General features: G+C 41.2%; 11 protein-coding genes. 6 read left to right on the forward strand and 5 right to left on the reverse strand.

Annotated features, from left to right (window positions below):
* Positions 1–119: 119 nt before the first annotated feature.
* From ACAX20_RS04185 to ACAX20_RS04200, 4 genes are all read right to left on the reverse strand, one after another.
* Complete coding sequence (locus ACAX20_RS04185; protein ID WP_371188823.1) at positions 120–5,942, reverse strand: Ig-like domain-containing protein; 5,823 nt, start codon at positions 5,940–5,942, stop codon at positions 120–122.
* Positions 5,943–6,243: 301 nt separating this feature from the next.
* The gene (locus ACAX20_RS04190; RefSeq protein WP_371188824.1) at positions 6,244–7,518 is read right to left on the reverse strand and encodes an HlyC/CorC family transporter; all 1,275 of its coding nucleotides are present in this window, start codon (positions 7,516–7,518) and stop codon (positions 6,244–6,246) included.
* Positions 7,519–7,571: 53 nt separating this feature from the next.
* Positions 7,572–8,366, reverse strand: a complete 795-nt coding sequence (locus tag ACAX20_RS04195; RefSeq protein ID WP_371188825.1) for an inner membrane protein YpjD — start codon at positions 8,364–8,366, stop codon at positions 7,572–7,574.
* Between the two features lie 74 nt (positions 8,367–8,440).
* A complete protein-coding gene (locus ACAX20_RS04200; RefSeq protein ID WP_371188826.1) occupies positions 8,441–9,508 on the reverse strand; it encodes an SO_0444 family Cu/Zn efflux transporter in 1,068 nt (355 codons plus the stop codon).
* A gap of 214 nt (positions 9,509–9,722) precedes the next feature.
* On the opposite strand from ACAX20_RS04200, the gene ffh reads away from it, so the two are divergent.
* Together ffh and ACAX20_RS04210 are read left to right on the forward strand one after the other, a co-directional pair.
* Positions 9,723–11,108 (forward strand): signal recognition particle protein, encoded by a 1,386-nt coding sequence (gene ffh / locus ACAX20_RS04205; RefSeq protein ID WP_371188827.1) that lies wholly within the window; start codon positions 9,723–9,725, stop codon positions 11,106–11,108.
* A gap of 198 nt (positions 11,109–11,306) precedes the next feature.
* A complete protein-coding gene (locus ACAX20_RS04210; protein WP_371188828.1) occupies positions 11,307–12,425 on the forward strand; it encodes a hypothetical protein in 1,119 nt (372 codons plus the stop codon).
* Between the two features lie 101 nt (positions 12,426–12,526).
* Here ACAX20_RS04210 and ACAX20_RS04215 read toward each other — a convergent pair whose 3' ends face one another.
* Entirely contained in the window at positions 12,527–13,492 is a 966-nt protein-coding gene (locus ACAX20_RS04215) for a DMT family transporter (RefSeq protein ID WP_371188829.1), read from the reverse strand.
* A gap of 267 nt (positions 13,493–13,759) precedes the next feature.
* Between ACAX20_RS04215 and rpsP the strand changes: the two genes are divergently transcribed.
* The 4 genes from rpsP to rplS are packed head-to-tail and all read left to right on the forward strand — an operon-like array spanning position 13,760 to position 15,703.
* Complete coding sequence (rpsP, locus tag ACAX20_RS04220; protein WP_371188830.1) at positions 13,760–14,002, forward strand: 30S ribosomal protein S16; 243 nt, start codon at positions 13,760–13,762, stop codon at positions 14,000–14,002.
* Between the two features lie 29 nt (positions 14,003–14,031).
* A complete protein-coding gene (gene rimM / locus ACAX20_RS04225) occupies positions 14,032–14,556 on the forward strand; it encodes a ribosome maturation factor RimM (protein WP_371189575.1) in 525 nt (174 codons plus the stop codon).
* A 4-nt stretch (positions 14,557–14,560) separates the two neighbouring features.
* Positions 14,561–15,316: a tRNA (guanosine(37)-N1)-methyltransferase TrmD gene (gene trmD / locus ACAX20_RS04230; protein WP_371188831.1), complete on the forward strand. Its 756-nt coding sequence runs from the start codon at positions 14,561–14,563 to the stop codon at positions 15,314–15,316.
* Positions 15,317–15,352: 36 nt separating this feature from the next.
* Positions 15,353–15,703 (forward strand): 50S ribosomal protein L19, encoded by a 351-nt coding sequence (rplS, locus tag ACAX20_RS04235; protein ID WP_371188832.1) that lies wholly within the window; start codon positions 15,353–15,355, stop codon positions 15,701–15,703.
* Positions 15,704–15,709 lie beyond the last annotated feature (6 nt).

Below are 15,709 nucleotides of genomic sequence, written 5' to 3' on the forward strand. Positions count from 1 at the left end.
ATAACTCGTTATAGTTAACAACTCGAACTTATAAAAATCATCTTTTCCTACAAAAAACCCCGCTGAGCAGCGGGGTTTTTCACATTAAAGACTTATAAAGTCTAACTTGTAGGCTTACATTAACGTTTCTTTAAAAAGCGTCGAGTAATCGCTAGTGGCATTAAGAAAGCTAAGATCATCGAGCCTAAGCTGCCGCCAGAGTCTTTTTCTTGCTCAGGAGCCATAACTTTTAAGCTTACTTCGGATTTGGTTTCATGCTCACCATCAGTTACTGTAACAGAGAATGATAATACTTCATTTCTAGTAACATTTGGAGCTGTGAAGCTGATAGTTCCATCTTCGTGTTGAGAAATTGAAACAGATGTTCCACCGGTTTGCTCCCACACAATGCCATGATGCTTACTGTCATCTGTGATAGCTATTGTAAATTCAACTTGACTATCTGCATCAACACTGCTCGGTGCAGTCACTTCGACTGATGGTACTTGGTTGTCATTTAATATCGTAACAGGTACATCGAATGTAGATGAGTCAGTACCATCGGATACTTCAACAGTTAGAGTTACAACTGTTTCCTCTGATACATAGCTTGATGTAACATGGACAGTAGAGCTATCTGCGTTATCTAAACCTAAAGGGTTAGAATCAACCGCAATAGTTTTATAGGTCAGGGTATCATTTTCGATATCAGTCGCTACAACATTTACTGTTGCTGTCTCACCTTCTGAGATCGTTATTGGATCAATAGCTGTGATGATTGGAGCATCATTAACTGAAGCTACATTAACTTCTACATTGCCTTCATTACTGATTTCTACGCCATCTGTGACAGTGTAGCTAAAAGTATCTTGACCGAAGTAGTCTTTATTTGGCGTGTAAATAAGTTTGTTTTCATTAACACTCACACTACCAAATTGAGGTTGGGTGATATTATCAATGGTTAATGGATCATTATCCACGTCAGACGCAATAACAACCATTGTACCGTTTGTATCCTCATCCAAATTAAGCGCAGGTATCGTACCGATAACTGGTGCATCATTTACAGCAGTTACGTCTACATACACAATAGCTGTATTACTTACCATTTCACCATCTGTCACGGTGTAGGTAAAGCTATCCAGGCCATAATAGTCCTTATTTGGTGAGTAAGTTAGAGTATTACCGCTGAGTTTGACTGTACCATTGGCAGGTTGAGTGAATGATTCAATATTTAAGTCATCACGGTTAGCATCAGTATCGTTTACCAATGGAGTGATATCTACAGCAACGTCTTCGTTTGTAATTGTAGAATCATCTGTTGCAACAGGAGCGAGGTTTGGAGCATATGGATTACTAGCAACAGCTACATTGTTAGCAAAATTCACTTCTTCCAAAACGGCGTCACTAATAGTTACAAATACTTTACCACCATCAATTGCAAAACTTTTCTGGTTAATCACACACTCAATATCGCTACTCGCTTGAGATGCTATGTTAGCCATTAATTGAGAAGATACTAATGTCTTTTCAGAAATAATCCCGTAGTAACAGTTGACTCGCGAAGAGTATGCATCAAAACGACCTATGTTCTCAATAGTTGCTGATAGCGTGATTGGTTCACCTTTATTACCTGATAAAGATGTTATTTGCAGACCGTTTGCTGAGACTTGAAGGTCTGGAGAACCACTCACAAAGTTACCACTAGGAGTACCATTAATTTCGTAGCTGTATGCACCAACTTCACCATTTTGAGTGATAGCTGCAATGGCAATCGAATAGGTTTCTCCATTAACGAGACCTGTAATCGTGTAAGGGGCACTGCTTTGGTCTACAACAACACTTTTGTATTCTCCTGTAATATCATTACGTAGGCGAATAACATAAGTCGTTATATTCGCTAAACTTGACGTGTCCCAATTTACAGTAGCTGCACTGTTTAACCAATCAACAGACAGTCCCGTTGGAGCTTCTGGCACACTTAGGTTGTCGATGGCAATGCTTGTAGAGCTTGTTGCTCTCATCAGTATGCCGTCAGGGGATCGGACATCCATTGCTACATAGTATGTACCTGGAGCAACATTTGCTGGTACGTCTATTGTCTGGATATGTTGACCGTTAACGAAGTCTGCAACAGACAGTGAAATTACCGACTCTGGAGCACCTTCTAGGAACATCGAAAATTCAATTTCTGCATTTGCAGTTAAATCAGATAGCTCGAATTCCACATCAAAGCTTTGACCAGCAGAAGCTGAGCTTGGCAATGATGAAATCAAGGCTGTCGGAGTTGTTAATGGTTCAATAGACTGAACTTCAATATTATTTAAACTATCCGCATTCAGAATATTTACTTGGTAATCACCTTCTAAAGCGTTATTTAATACAAATGTCGCTTTATTTGAGCCGTTAGTAAAGTAAACGATATCAGATGCGGTTGATGCTAAGTCTTCTATTTGTACTTCAAAATCGCTTCCAGACAACACTGTACCATCAGGAGCAGTCAATTGCATTTCAGGAATGCCACCTTGAGCACTCACGGTAATGAATAGACCTTCAACATCACTAGCAACTGCAATGTCGTAAGTAGAGTTTGCATTACGGGTACTCATTGGAGCAGAAGAAACAGCTGGTTTCGCTAAGCTCTTATTTTTTGCCAGTAAAGAAACATTAATATTGCTTGGATCTGAAAAATCAACTTTGGCACCAAGTGATAATGCAGCTATGTTTATATTTGCAAAGGTGTATGCGGTAAGCGCATCTTGTTTAGCATGGTCAACTTTTATTAAGGTCTCAGTAAGTGCACCGAGTAAAGCTGTACCACCAACAATAGCGACAGAGTCAGGGAATGAAACTGTTACATTAGAGCGACTCAAGAACTGGGTATATGATGCACCAGACTGTGCGTTGAACAACGCTGAGCCAGTTAATATATCAGCAATATTTAAGTTTGCGTCAAGCAGCATTCCCTTTTGACCAGATGAAAGTAAGCCAGCTGTTAACTTCGTAGAGAATAGGTTGAAGTCGTCAAGCAGTGTTAGATCGCCAGAACCTACCCATGTGTTACCGCCATTGATAATAGAAACACCTAACGCACCTGATAAAATATCTTTGCCAATAATGTCTCCAGCTAATGCCATGCCACCTGCAGCATCTGAAAAATAGCCATGCACAGAGCCTGAAATCGCGTGTTCAGGTAGACGCTGCCACTCAAGAGATGTATTTGAATGTGCAACAACAAAACCTGTGGTACCAAGAGGTAGTTTTAGAGCATTATTAAATGAAGATTTCTTTAAATCAGTATAAACAAATGAGAATTTTTCTAATTCAACAGGGGATAAAGCGAAGTCTACGTCTAATCCATATTGTGCTTGATTCCATGAGAGAGAACCTGCCGCGCCAACACCTGGTTGTAATAGATCAAACTTTACAGTATCGATTTGTGTTGATAAACCACTCTTACCAAAGCGGCCGATACGAATCGAGTTATCTGGTAGCGTATTTTGTAGATCTAAAGATATTTCAGCGCTAGAGTCGCCATTCAATTGAGAAAGTTTAATATCACCTAATGACACCGCGTTAATGATTTTACCATGCTCGCCAGAGAAGTCAGTATACAAAGGTAAATCGACAGACGTTGTAATGTATACCGCATCATGGTCTAAAGTGATCTTATCTCCGATGAACTCAACACCATTGAATAAGTAATCAATAGGATTGATAAATGATAACGTTGTGCCAGAACTGTCGGCAGATAAATTGAATGAGGTGTAACCTAATGCTACATCTTTAACGTTCGAGTTATCTAGTAACATGTTAACTGCACGTAATCGCCCCGGTCCTAAAGAAGACACAGTTTCATTAACCGTATCCAACACAAGACTTCCTGAAAAAGCAAGAACCTTCTCACCTGAATCAAGTCCAAACTGAACGTTACCGCTGGCAGTACCTGCAGTTTGGTCACTATTCATAGTAATACGGTCAGCACAAACTTCGACAGTACCTACAGAGCTACATTGCGATGGAGTATCGGTATTATTTACAGATATAACGTAAGGATTATCAATACTTCCAAGGTATGTTTCACTACCAAAATCATCAATAGCAACTAGGAAATATTCGACACCATTGCTTGTTACGGCTTCTTGCGGAATTATTCCTGTATAATTTACCTGGCTTTGATTTACCATTGTTTCTACTTCGGTAAATACAGGCGAGCCGACTTCACGATAATATAATTTGATTACAGTTACTTCATTTGACGCGTCTTCCGCAAAAGCGTCGATCTGAATATCTGAACTAAGTTCAGCTTCTTTTACTGGAGTGTGTGTGAATACCGGAGGCACATTTGGTAAAACGGTAACAACATAAGGAGCTGATTGCGGGTCAATTGAAGGGAGAGTCTTAATCCCGTTATCTGTTATAGCACTTAGATAAAACTCTACAGCACCTTCGTCTACAATATGCGAAGGTATATCAGCTGTCCAGTAACCAGCTTGTTGGTTCGTCATATCAACTAAAGTGAAATAGCTTTGCGAGCTATGTTTGTAGCCCAATCTTACCGAAGAAACAGGTACTTCAGATATAACAGAAACACCAATTGGTAATTCTTTAGATGGCAATTGTCCGCGTGATAATAAATCTGAGGTAGCGCTATCTAGAGTTAACTCTACAGGAATAGTTGGTGTGTAGCGTAGTTCAAATGTCTCAGTAATATTGTTGTTGTTGGCATCGAGTGCATCAACGGTAAAGTCAATAACACGTTCCACACCGTCAAAGTTGGAATTGTCAGATTCATACTGTGTAATGTAACGAGATGAAAGATCTGCGCCAATCTCGGTAAGGATCGATGAAAAATCGCTTCTAATATTAAATACTTTACCTGATACTGCTGCAGCGATACGGTCATATTCGTCATGACCAGCGGTTAGGCCGTAAAATAAAACATTATTATCAACCAATGTATTGGTTAGAGTGCTTTCGTCGACCAATCCAATGTCATTATCTTCATCGGTGACTAAAATGATCACTTTTTGAGTGTTTGGGCGCCAAAGAGTTTCTTTTGCTGCTAGGCTTAAGGCATCGAAAGCCTGTTCGCGATAACCATCGAATTTCATGTTGTCGATGTCGGCTTGTAAATCTGTAGCGTTGTCACTTAATGCGCCATTGTGTAATAAGGTGCCGCCTGGCGAGCTAAATGAGTAATATCCACCGTCACCACCGTACGGTAATAGACCTATTCTGTAATCAAAGTTTTCGTCAGTTAAGCCTTGTACAAAAGCTGTAATGTTTGCGCGAACTTGTGCTGCTTCATCACCCAAGCTCCCCGAGTCATCGTGTACAAAAACAATATCTACAATTTTTTTTGTAGAGCTCGCTGAAGGCTGAACAAAACGAGTAATAGTTTCAAAGCGTCCATCTTCTTCAATTGTAATACCACTTTTGTCAATCAAAGGTAATTGGGTATTTGTACCATCAAAGTTTAAACCATCATAAACCAGATCTGAGGTGATAGTTATTTGTGGAAATTGATTTGAGTCAACATTGAAAGCACTATCCCAAAGCGTGCTATTCATTGGAGTCTGCTTAATTGATAGTGTAGCAGGGGTTTGACGAGAGCCTTTAAATTGAGTTCCAGAGGAAAGAGATGCCTGCTCTTCGGTTAAACTGTGCACAGTGCCAGAGGTTAAATCTTTAGCTTGTAAAGTGATATCGTATTTTTTACTAAGTTCAGCATTGATACGGACAAACTTACTTGATTGCCAGTTTGACGTTATTGATTCACCTGTTGCCAGATCTTTTAAAACAACTCGGTATTGGTATGCGTCGTCGTTAGAAGTTGTTGGAGATACAATAAACTGGTTATTGTCTGAGTTAACCTGGATATCGATAACATTTGCTAATGACGCAGTTGGAACTGATGTTAGAAGAGTAGCTATCAAGCCACTGAGATATTTTTTTTTCATGTGATTCCTATTCACTTATTTTATTGAAGTAAAACTTATGAATAGGTGTTCACTAAAATTTTAGTATTTAACTATCCATAGCCCTACATCAATCAGATGAAGCGGAAAATTCTAATGAAATGAAGAGAAAAGTCAATAAGGTATCTAGGCTTGAACACCGGAAAAATATAGTTTTAAGTAACCTGTTTGGACTATGCTGCACTAGACACTCAGTGAACGAGAATATGTAAGTTACTATGGCCTGCATATTAACAATATGCCAGTCGTTTGATGGACTAGCATATTAGTCTGTTATCCGTATTTATTCCGCTTGAAAATATTCAGGCATAATGCGCACAGTTTTCACCATGTTATCGGTTACATCGATGATTTCCATCGGGTAACCGGCGATACGCATACTGATATTAGGCTCAGGAATTTCTTCTAGGTATTCCAGTATTAAACCGTTCATGGTTTTTGGCCCATCGGTTGGTAAATGCCAGTCCATTTCTTTATTTATATCGCGAACGTTTGCGCTACCTTCTACGAGATAACTACCATCAGGTTGCTTGTGTACTTCGTCACTTGGTGCAGGCTCCATGGTGGTGGTAAAGTCGCCGACGATCTCTTCCAGAATATCTTCAAGAGTAACCAAGCCTTGAATATCGCCATATTCATCAACCACAAGACCTAAACGTTCTTTGGCGTGCTGGAATTTTAGTAATTGCACGTTAAGTTGAGTCGCTTCAGGAATAAAGTAAATTTCGCGAACAGCACGTAATAGGGTGGCTTTGGTGAACTGACTTTTTGATAAAATATTGACCACATCGCGCATATGTACGTAACCGACCACGTCATCAATGCTATCGCGATATAAAATAATGCGCGTGTGGTTAGCTTGTGTTAGCTGCTTTTGGATGAGTTTCCAGTCATCATTTATGTCAATGCCTTGGATTTCGTTACGTGGGATCATGATGTCTTCCACAGTAACTTTCTCTAAATCCAATATACCAACCAACATGGTTTGATCTTTTTCTGGTAACAACGCGGTACTTTCATTTACCACAGTGCGCAGCTCTTCCGAGCTTAAACTGTGTTGTTCGCGGTCGTGTTGGTTAACGCGCAATAAAATTAAAATACCATTGGTGATCCAGTTTAAGGCGACGACGACCGGTAAAAATAATTTTTGTAAGATATTGAGAATAATCGAGCTTGGAAAGGCAACGCGTTCAGGGTGTAACGCCGCTAGGGTTTTAGGGGTTACTTCGGCAAACACCAAAATCACAAAGGTTAAAATTAAACCAGCAGCAAATGGACCAGCTTCACCTTCAATCAGGCGAGCGCCAATAATACCGGCAATAATGGAAGCAAATACATTGACTAAGTTATTGCCAATTAAAATTAAACCAATAAGGCGGTCAGGTCGGTCTAGTAACTTGCTAACGCGTTTCGCACCTTTGTGGCCGTTGTTTTCCATATGACGCAGACGATATCGGTTTAACGACATCATGCCAGTCTCTGAGCCTGAAAAATACGCGGAAATAAGAATAAGGATTGCAAGTATGGTGAGTAGCATACTCGTCGATATGTCGTCCAAGCAGGGGTCCTTTTACAGTCAAACGTTGCTAATGTGTATATATACCTTAATTACTAAGATAAGAGAACTTCTTTTACAAATCGGCTACCAAAGTATGACAGCGTTAAAATGCCTGTGGCAAGCACCGATAGCACCATAACTCGATGTCCACGCCAGCCTAATCGATAATGACCAAATAAAATGGTTAGGTACATAACCAACGCGAGAACCGATAATACGGTTTTATGGATATTCTCTTTAGCAAAGAAATTATCGATAAACATCATGCCAATAAGTTGTGATGTTAGCAAACACACGGTGCCAGACATCATTATGGCAAATAATTGTTGCTCTACCTGCATTAAGGGTGGCAAGTGACTTACTGCGGTCAAGTTCTTCGATTTTAATTTGTAGTTAATGTAGTTCACTTGAAATGAGTACAGTGTGGCAATCACTAGGATACCGTAGGCAAGCAATGCAAAGGTAATGTGAGATACTAACGCAAAGCTTGAATTATCAATCATCACATGTTGGTTTTTAGGGATAAACCAAAACAGCGCGATTAACGCAGCAGTGAAGCTATATACAACCGGTAGAATAAAGTGACTACGATATTTTAAGGCAATGGTCGTAACCGCAGCAGAGATCATTGATGCAACCAAAAGCACCACGTTGGGAAGGCTGAAATCAACCCGTTCAAAAAAGTATAGACTGTTGGTTAGCAAAAGAATGTGGCAGATAACCGCCAATGTACCCAAGCTAAGGTAGACTTTAGGGTTTGGTCCGTGTGGGTCTAACAACTTCATTGATATTGCTAATGTTGCAGCAATATATAACACCACAGAAAGTAACGAAAAAACGTCTACCATGTCCAATTATCAACTCCTTTAGTGCTTGGTTTTATTGTAATTTCTCGATAGTAACAAACTTTCATAGGGTACCGCTATGGTTTTATTAGGAGGTTGCGTAACGGCTTAATCGTACAGGTGATTAATATGGCCGAGCATAAATAGGCAAACCAGCCAGGTAATATTTCATGTGAATGACTCATTTGCTCAATAATATCAATGTTGTAGAACGCCAATAAATAGTCTAGCAAGTAACCAAAGGCAATTGCAGAGACAATCAAGCCAATAAGATAGCGCACGAGTACACTTGTACCCATTTCGGTTTTAATTACGCCAAGGGTCGAAATATTGGTGGCAGGGCCTGCCATCATAAATACCAGTGCGGTACCAGGCGATATGCCAGATAAGATAAAACCAGCGGCTATCGGGGTTGATGCGGTAGCACAAATATACATAGGAATGGCGATAGCAATCATCACCAACATAGCGGTTAAACCACTACCGTATTGCAATAGAAACTCGTTAGGTACAAAAGTACGAATACAGGTCGCGAACACAAGCCCTAGAGCCAGCCACTTAACTAAGTCATCGATAAGTTGTGTAAACGCGTAACGAACCCCGGTTATAAACTTACGCCATGAGCTATTTTTTGCAGGCAGCTTGCTGCTACAACATGACGCTTTAGGGGGCGTTTGCTCTACGGCTTTTTTCGATGCACAGCACGACGTTATCTCATCTTTTTCGCTAGCGTCGAATTGCTTGTCAGTACTTACTAATAGGCCGGTCATTATCGCCGAAGTGATTGCCGCTATTGGTCGGTAGATGGCCATCACCGGGCCTAATAACGCATAAGAAACCGATATAGAATCAACGCCTGTTTCCGGTGTGGCAACTAAAAATGAAGAGGTTGCCGGTGATGATGCGCCAGAGCGTTTTAATTGGGTTGCCACCGGAATGACACCGCATGAACACAGTGGCAGTGGGGCACCAATAAATGCCGCTTTCACTATGGCCAATTTACCTTGCCCTAAATGTTTACTTAAGATTTGACTGGGAACAACGGCTTTCATGCTCCCCGCTATTAGCAAACCAAATAATAACCAAGGGCTGGCTTCGTTAAGTAAATCGACCAAGTTATTGAAAAACAGACTTATGGTATCCATATAAAGCACACAACGACTATGCATAAACTGTAGCCATTGTATCCTACCTATGTGAGGGGATAAAGCGGTGACATGGTCGCAATAATAACTTAATTGAATAAATAATCCGGTTGCTGATGATTTAAGCCTTTCGCTTATAGCTTATGGCGGTATAATGGGGTCAGCTTAGAAATGATATAATCGTCACAAGACGGCTTTATAGCAGAATATACTTATGTTTGAGAATTTATCCGATCGTTTATCGAAAACGCTAAAAAATATTAGCGGCCGTGGTCGCCTGACCGAAGATAACATTAAAGAAACCTTGCGCGAAGTGCGTATGGCACTTCTTGAGGCTGACGTTGCGTTACCTGTTATTCGCGAGTTTGTTGCGAAAGTTAAAGAGCGCGCTGTAGGTCAAGAAGTAAGTAAGAGCCTTACGCCAGGCCAAGTATTTGTAAAAATTGTTCGTACCGAACTCGAAGCTGCAATGGGGCAAGCGAATGAAGCGCTTGATCTTAAGGCTACACCGCCAGCAGTTTTACTTATGGCAGGTTTACAAGGTGCAGGTAAAACCACCTCGGTAGCCAAGCTTGGTAAGTTCTTAAAAGAACGCGAAAAGAAAAAAGTACTTGTGGTAAGTGCCGATGTATACCGTCCTGCGGCGATTAAGCAGCTAGAAACGCTAGCCGGCGAAATCGGTGTGGAGTTCTTCCCGAGTGATATCAGCCAAAAGCCAAAAGACATTGCCAACGCGGCTATTGAGCATGCTAAAAAGCAATTTTTTGACGTAGTCATTGTCGATACCGCCGGTCGTTTGCATGTCGATAGCGATATGATGGATGAAATCAAAGAGCTGCATGCCAATATCAATCCGGTTGAAACACTATTTGTTGTTGATGCGATGACCGGTCAAGATGCGGCGAATACGGCAAAAGCGTTTGATGATGCATTGCCGTTAACGGGTGTTATCTTAACCAAAACCGACGGTGATGCGCGTGGTGGTGCGGCGCTTTCGATTCGTCACATTACCGGTAAGCCTATTAAATTCTTAGGTGTTGGTGAGAAAACGGATGCACTTGAACCGTTCCACCCAGACCGTGTTGCTGGTCGTATTCTTGGTATGGGTGATGTTTTATCGCTTATCGAAGAAGTCGAACAAAAAGTTGACAAGAAAAAAGCTGAACAGTTAGCGAAAAAAGTAAAATCGGGCAAAGGCTTTGATTTAGAAGATTTTCGTGAGCAGTTAGTGCAAATGAAAAGCATGGGCGGCATGATGGGCTTAATGGATAAATTACCGGGTATGGGTAACTTATCGGATCAAGTCAAAGGTCAGTTAGATGACAAACTTACCGTACGTATGGAAGCCATCATTAATTCTATGACCCCTGCAGAGCGTGCTCGTCCAGAAATCATTAAAGGTTCTCGAAAACGTCGTATTGCCGCGGGTTCTGGTACACAAATCCAAGATGTAAACAAGCTCCTTAAGCAGTTTACGCAAATGCAGAAAATGATGAAAAAAATGTCTGGCAAGGGCGGCATGCAAAAAATGATGCGCTCAATGAAAGGCATGATGCCACCAGGTGGTATGGGCGGCATGGGCGGTATGTTCCGCCGCTAAGTTATTAGGGGCAACAGACCCAATAAAAGCCAGATTTTTCTGGCTTTTTTACACCCTAAATATAGAGTACAGTGAGTACAGACTGAAATGTCGGATGTGTATTTATACCAATTACATTAAGTTTGTGCCCAACTCTGAGTAAGCAATAACTTCATGTGATTGGTATTAGTTTAACGAACATGGCTAAGGATGTAGTTCGTGCAGTTTATAAAATCTCTGTTTTGTTTTCATGGTCATGATAATGACCATCGCTTTTTGTCGTTATCTATTTTGTCGGCGATAACCTGCGTTATTGCCAATTCATGGTTAATTGATAGCAGTTGGGCAAAGGTGCTCGTTATCATTGCCACCTTTGCTATTTATGTGTGTAGTGCTTTGCGTCGATGCCGAGATGCTGCCTGTAAACAAGGTGCTGCACTCGTGGCCAGTGCTACCCTGTTTTTGGCATTTGTTAGTATTAGTTTTGCTGAAAGCCCGGTTGCATACTTTTCGTTATTATTGCCATTGCTTGGTACCCTATATTTGTTTTCACAGCCTTCCAAACAGGCGCGTCCATACCTAAGCGGTTATCACGGTCCGGTTGATTTAAGTCAGTTTGTGCAAACTATCGAAGTACAGCAGACAGTCGCTCGAGAGCGGGTTGAACCAAGTTTGTTTGGCGAAAATGTTGTTCATGATGAGTTAACTGTTGATGCAACGCCATCGACAAGCTCGGCATCGAAACCACCGTCTAGTTCGGTACAGCCGGTGCTAAGTCAAAATGATATCGGTCAAAGAATACATCGCTTTATTGGTGACAATCGCCTGTCGGTATTGGCGGTTACTGTTGTGTTATCGATTGTTTCGGTTATTTCCATGCTGTCTCCGTTGTTAACGCCACCCGATACTGACGTTGTCCAAGCGAGTGATAATCTTGAGAAAACGTCGCTTATCACGGCCCCTCAACCCGTTATTCGCCGTCATTTATTAGCAATGCCAGACAATTACTATCTGTTGCTTAATGAGCATCAAGGCTTGGTTATTCATTGGAAAGCGGATCGCATTGACGATAGCGAGGTTTGGTCACAATTGACAGGACAAGGTGATGACACCTGTGCCAACATTGAATTTAATAAAGGTGATAAGCTACGCACCATAAATGTGGTAAGCGAAGATGGTGGTAGTTATTACGCAACATTCTCGCCACTTGATAGTAATCAGTTAATTGATTTGATAGCCCGACGTGGTAGTTTTAGTTTGTGCGCCTATGAGTTCTCGCTAAAAGGCTCGCAAAAGGCATTGAGCTCCCATCCAGAGTATTACAACTTGCTAAATTGATCGGCATGTTCAAAGCATTTCAAAAAGTTTGACACGAATAAAAAGGCTGGTGCTTATGGCAACCAGCCTTTTTACTTGGGATAACGAAATGAAACGACTGTTTATAAACGTACCAAACGCTTTAACGCCCGAAACTTTTCTCGGCTTAAAATTTTATTACCTAGTGCGGTAAGCATGGAGCCCGTCACAACAAGGCAAGCACCAATATAGGCTACAACATTTAATGATTGCGAGCTAAAGCGTTCTGGCCATGTTGCAGCCGCGATGCTGGCGAATAGTACGGTCAAAAGTGGCGTGATCGCTAATACGGCGCTGACTTTGGTTGCTGGCCAATGCTCCATGGCTTTGGCAAATGTCCCATATGCAATAAGTGTGTTAGCACAGCAAAATAACAGCAGCAATAAGGCTATCGTATCGAGTGGCATTATGTCGCTTGGAGTTGCCGAGGGTAAAAAGAATAAGCTGGCAAAGACATAAATAAACCACATAATTTGGTTCGAACTAAAATGGATAAGCATTTTCTTTTGCATAATGGCGTATATTGCCCAAGTCAAAGACGCACCAAGCATAAATAAAAAGCCAGTGACAAAGTTTTGATTATCAATGTCGCTCGTTTGTATCAGTTGTTGATTGAAAAACAATAACAAGCCGCTGATTAATACGACCGAACCAACCATTTGCCCGCGACTAAAGCTTTCTTTTAAAAAGACAACTGAACCTATCAGCATCATAAAAGGTGCCATTTGGATAAGCATTTGTGCAGTTTCTGCCGGAACATAGTAAAGCGCGGTTAAATATAGAATATAATTTAATGATAAAAATACCGTAGCGATGAATAAACGCTTAAACAGTCCTTTACTCTTAAATATTGCTGTTGGGATTTTCTTTCTACGATACAACAGTAAGCTGACAAAGAACGCCGCAAATATAAAGCGATACCAAGTGATAGTATACGCGTCAACGAGTTGCAGCACACTGGTTAAGGCGAGGGGTAATAAGCCCCACATGATGGCGGTAATAAGGGCTAAAACCAAACCTGTAATGTTATTGTTAACGGCACTGCTCATAGTGAATGTTCCTGAGACAAATAAATATCTGCTAAACTAGGTGTCTATATCAACTAGCTGTTTAAAAATGTATAAACCTGTAAAAAGAGCGCGATTTTAGCGCAGAAATTGTAGCTTATCTCGTGTTTTTTTTGATTAATTTTATGTCTGTGGACTATTTAAGTTGCATTTTTTCGACAAAAGCGTAAAATCTGCGAGCTTTTCCAACCCTGGTGGTTAGGAAAGTGTCTGGAAAATTCGTTTTATAACTTAAATATAGAGGACGGTATGGTAACCATTCGTTTAGCTCGTGGTGGCGCTAAGAAGCGTCCATTTTATCAAGTAGTTGTTGCAGATAGCCGCAACTCTCGCGATGGTCGTTTCATCGAGAAAGTAGGTTTCTTCAACCCAACTGCACAAGGTAACGCTGAAAAGCTTCGTTTAGACCTAGATCGTATCAACCACTGGGTTGGTCAAGGCGCTGAACTTTCTGATCGTGTTGCTAAGCTAGTTAAAGACGCGCAAGCGTAATGACTGCTTTTTTGTTGAAAGAGATTTAGATAAAGATGGAAAACGTCATCCTAGGTAAAATCGGTGCTGTTTACGGCATCAAAGGCTGGCTGAAGGTACATTCTTATACTGAAGATCCGGAAGCAATTTTTGAATACAGCCCTTGGGTGTTAAACCTCAATGGCAAACAACAAAATGTTGAAATCAGCGAATGGCGACGTCATAACAATGGCTTGATCGTTAAACTTGCTGGTATCAGTGACCGTAATGAAGCACAGCTTAAAACCGGTGCAGAAATTATGGTGTCGAGTGAGAAACTGCCAGATTTACCTGATGGTGAATTTTATTGGCGTGATCTTATCGGTATGACAGTCATTAATGAATCAGGTTATAACCTTGGTACAGTAAGCGACATCATGGAAACCGGCTCGAATGATGTTTTAGTTGTTAAAGCCAATCGCACTGACGCGTTTGGCAAGAAGGAACGTTTGATTCCTTATTTAGAAGACCAAGTGATTAAAGAAATATCGCTTGAGTCGAAACAAATTAACGTGGACTGGGACCCAGGTTTCTAACTCGATGAGTGAGAGTAAATTACGGATAGAGGTGATAAGCCTTTTTCCAGAAATGTTTACTGCCATTACCGAGTCTGGGGTGACAGCAAGAGCGATTCGTAAAGGCCTGATTGACTTTAATTGTATCAATCCTAGGGACTTTACCCATGATAAACATCGCACAGTGGATGACCGACCTTACGGTGGTGGCCCTGGGATGTTGATGATGGTGCAACCGCTACGTGATGCCATTACCGAAGCAAAAAATGCACTAGGTGATGACGCGCACGTGATTTATATGTCACCACAGGGGCGAAAGCTTGACCAGGCGGGTGTACGTGAATTATCTGCTCATAAAAAGCTGGTATTAATTGCTGGCCGATATGAGGGTATAGATGAGCGACTGATCGAGTCAGATATTGACGAAGAATGGTCAGTTGGCGATTTTGTGTTAACCGGTGGCGAGTTGCCAGCGATGACCTTAATCGATGCGGTAGCGCGATTTGTTCCGGGTGTACTAGGGCATAATCAATCGGCCGAGCAGGATTCATTTTCTGACGGTTTATTAGATTGTCCTCATTACACAAGACCAGAAGTTCTGGACGGTAAATCGGTACCGAGTGTCTTACTTAGTGGTAATCACGAACATATTCGTCAATGGCGCATGCAGCAGTCATTAGAAAGAACTTGGACTCGACGTCCTGAACTTTTAGATAACCTAGCTCTGACCAAGGAGCAGGAGAAAATGTTAGCCGATATAAAGGCAAAACAAAACTCTTGATCGGTTTGGTGTAATCTAGGGTATAAGGTGAAAATCATGAGTAATATCATTAAAGCTCTTGAAGAAGAGCAAATGAAACAAGACGTACCAGCGTTTGCGCCTGGTGATACTTTAGTAGTTAAAGTTAAAGTTAAAGAAGGTGAAAAAGAGCGTCTTCAAGCATTTGAAGGTGTTGTTATCGCTAAGAAAAACCGCGGTTTGCATTCTTCTTTCACTGTTCGTAAGATCTCAAACGGTGAAGGTGTAGAACGTGTATTCCAGACACACAGCCCGTTAGTAGCGGAAATTACTGTTAAGCGTCGCGGTGATGTACGTCAAGCTAAACTTTACTACCTACGTGCTCTTTCTGGTAAGAAAGCGCGTATCAAAGAAAAGTTGGCTAAGTAATTACAT

Source organism: Thalassotalea sp. Sam97 (genome assembly GCF_041379765.1).
Classification (GTDB): Bacteria; Pseudomonadota; Gammaproteobacteria; order Enterobacterales; family Alteromonadaceae; genus Thalassotalea_A; species Thalassotalea_A maritima.

Excerpts from the sequence above, each read along its gene's own strand:
- ACAX20_RS04185 (WP_371188823.1), bottom strand. The coding sequence starts at position 5,942 with ATGAAAAAAAAATATCTCAGTGGCTTGATAGCTACTCTTCTAACATCA.
- ACAX20_RS04195 (WP_371188825.1), bottom strand. The coding sequence starts at position 8,366 with ATGGTAGACGTTTTTTCGTTACTTTCTGTGGTGTTATATATTGCTGCA.
- ACAX20_RS04200 (WP_371188826.1), bottom strand. The coding sequence starts at position 9,508 with ATGGATACCATAAGTCTGTTTTTCAATAACTTGGTCGATTTACTTAAC.
- ffh (WP_371188827.1), top strand. The coding sequence starts at position 9,723 with ATGTTTGAGAATTTATCCGATCGTTTATCGAAAACGCTAAAAAATATT.
- ACAX20_RS04215 (WP_371188829.1), bottom strand. The coding sequence starts at position 13,492 with ATGAGCAGTGCCGTTAACAATAACATTACAGGTTTGGTTTTAGCCCTT.
- rpsP (WP_371188830.1), top strand. The coding sequence starts at position 13,760 with ATGGTAACCATTCGTTTAGCTCGTGGTGGCGCTAAGAAGCGTCCATTT.
- trmD (WP_371188831.1), top strand. The coding sequence starts at position 14,561 with ATGAGTGAGAGTAAATTACGGATAGAGGTGATAAGCCTTTTTCCAGAA.
- rplS (WP_371188832.1), top strand. The coding sequence starts at position 15,353 with ATGAGTAATATCATTAAAGCTCTTGAAGAAGAGCAAATGAAACAAGAC.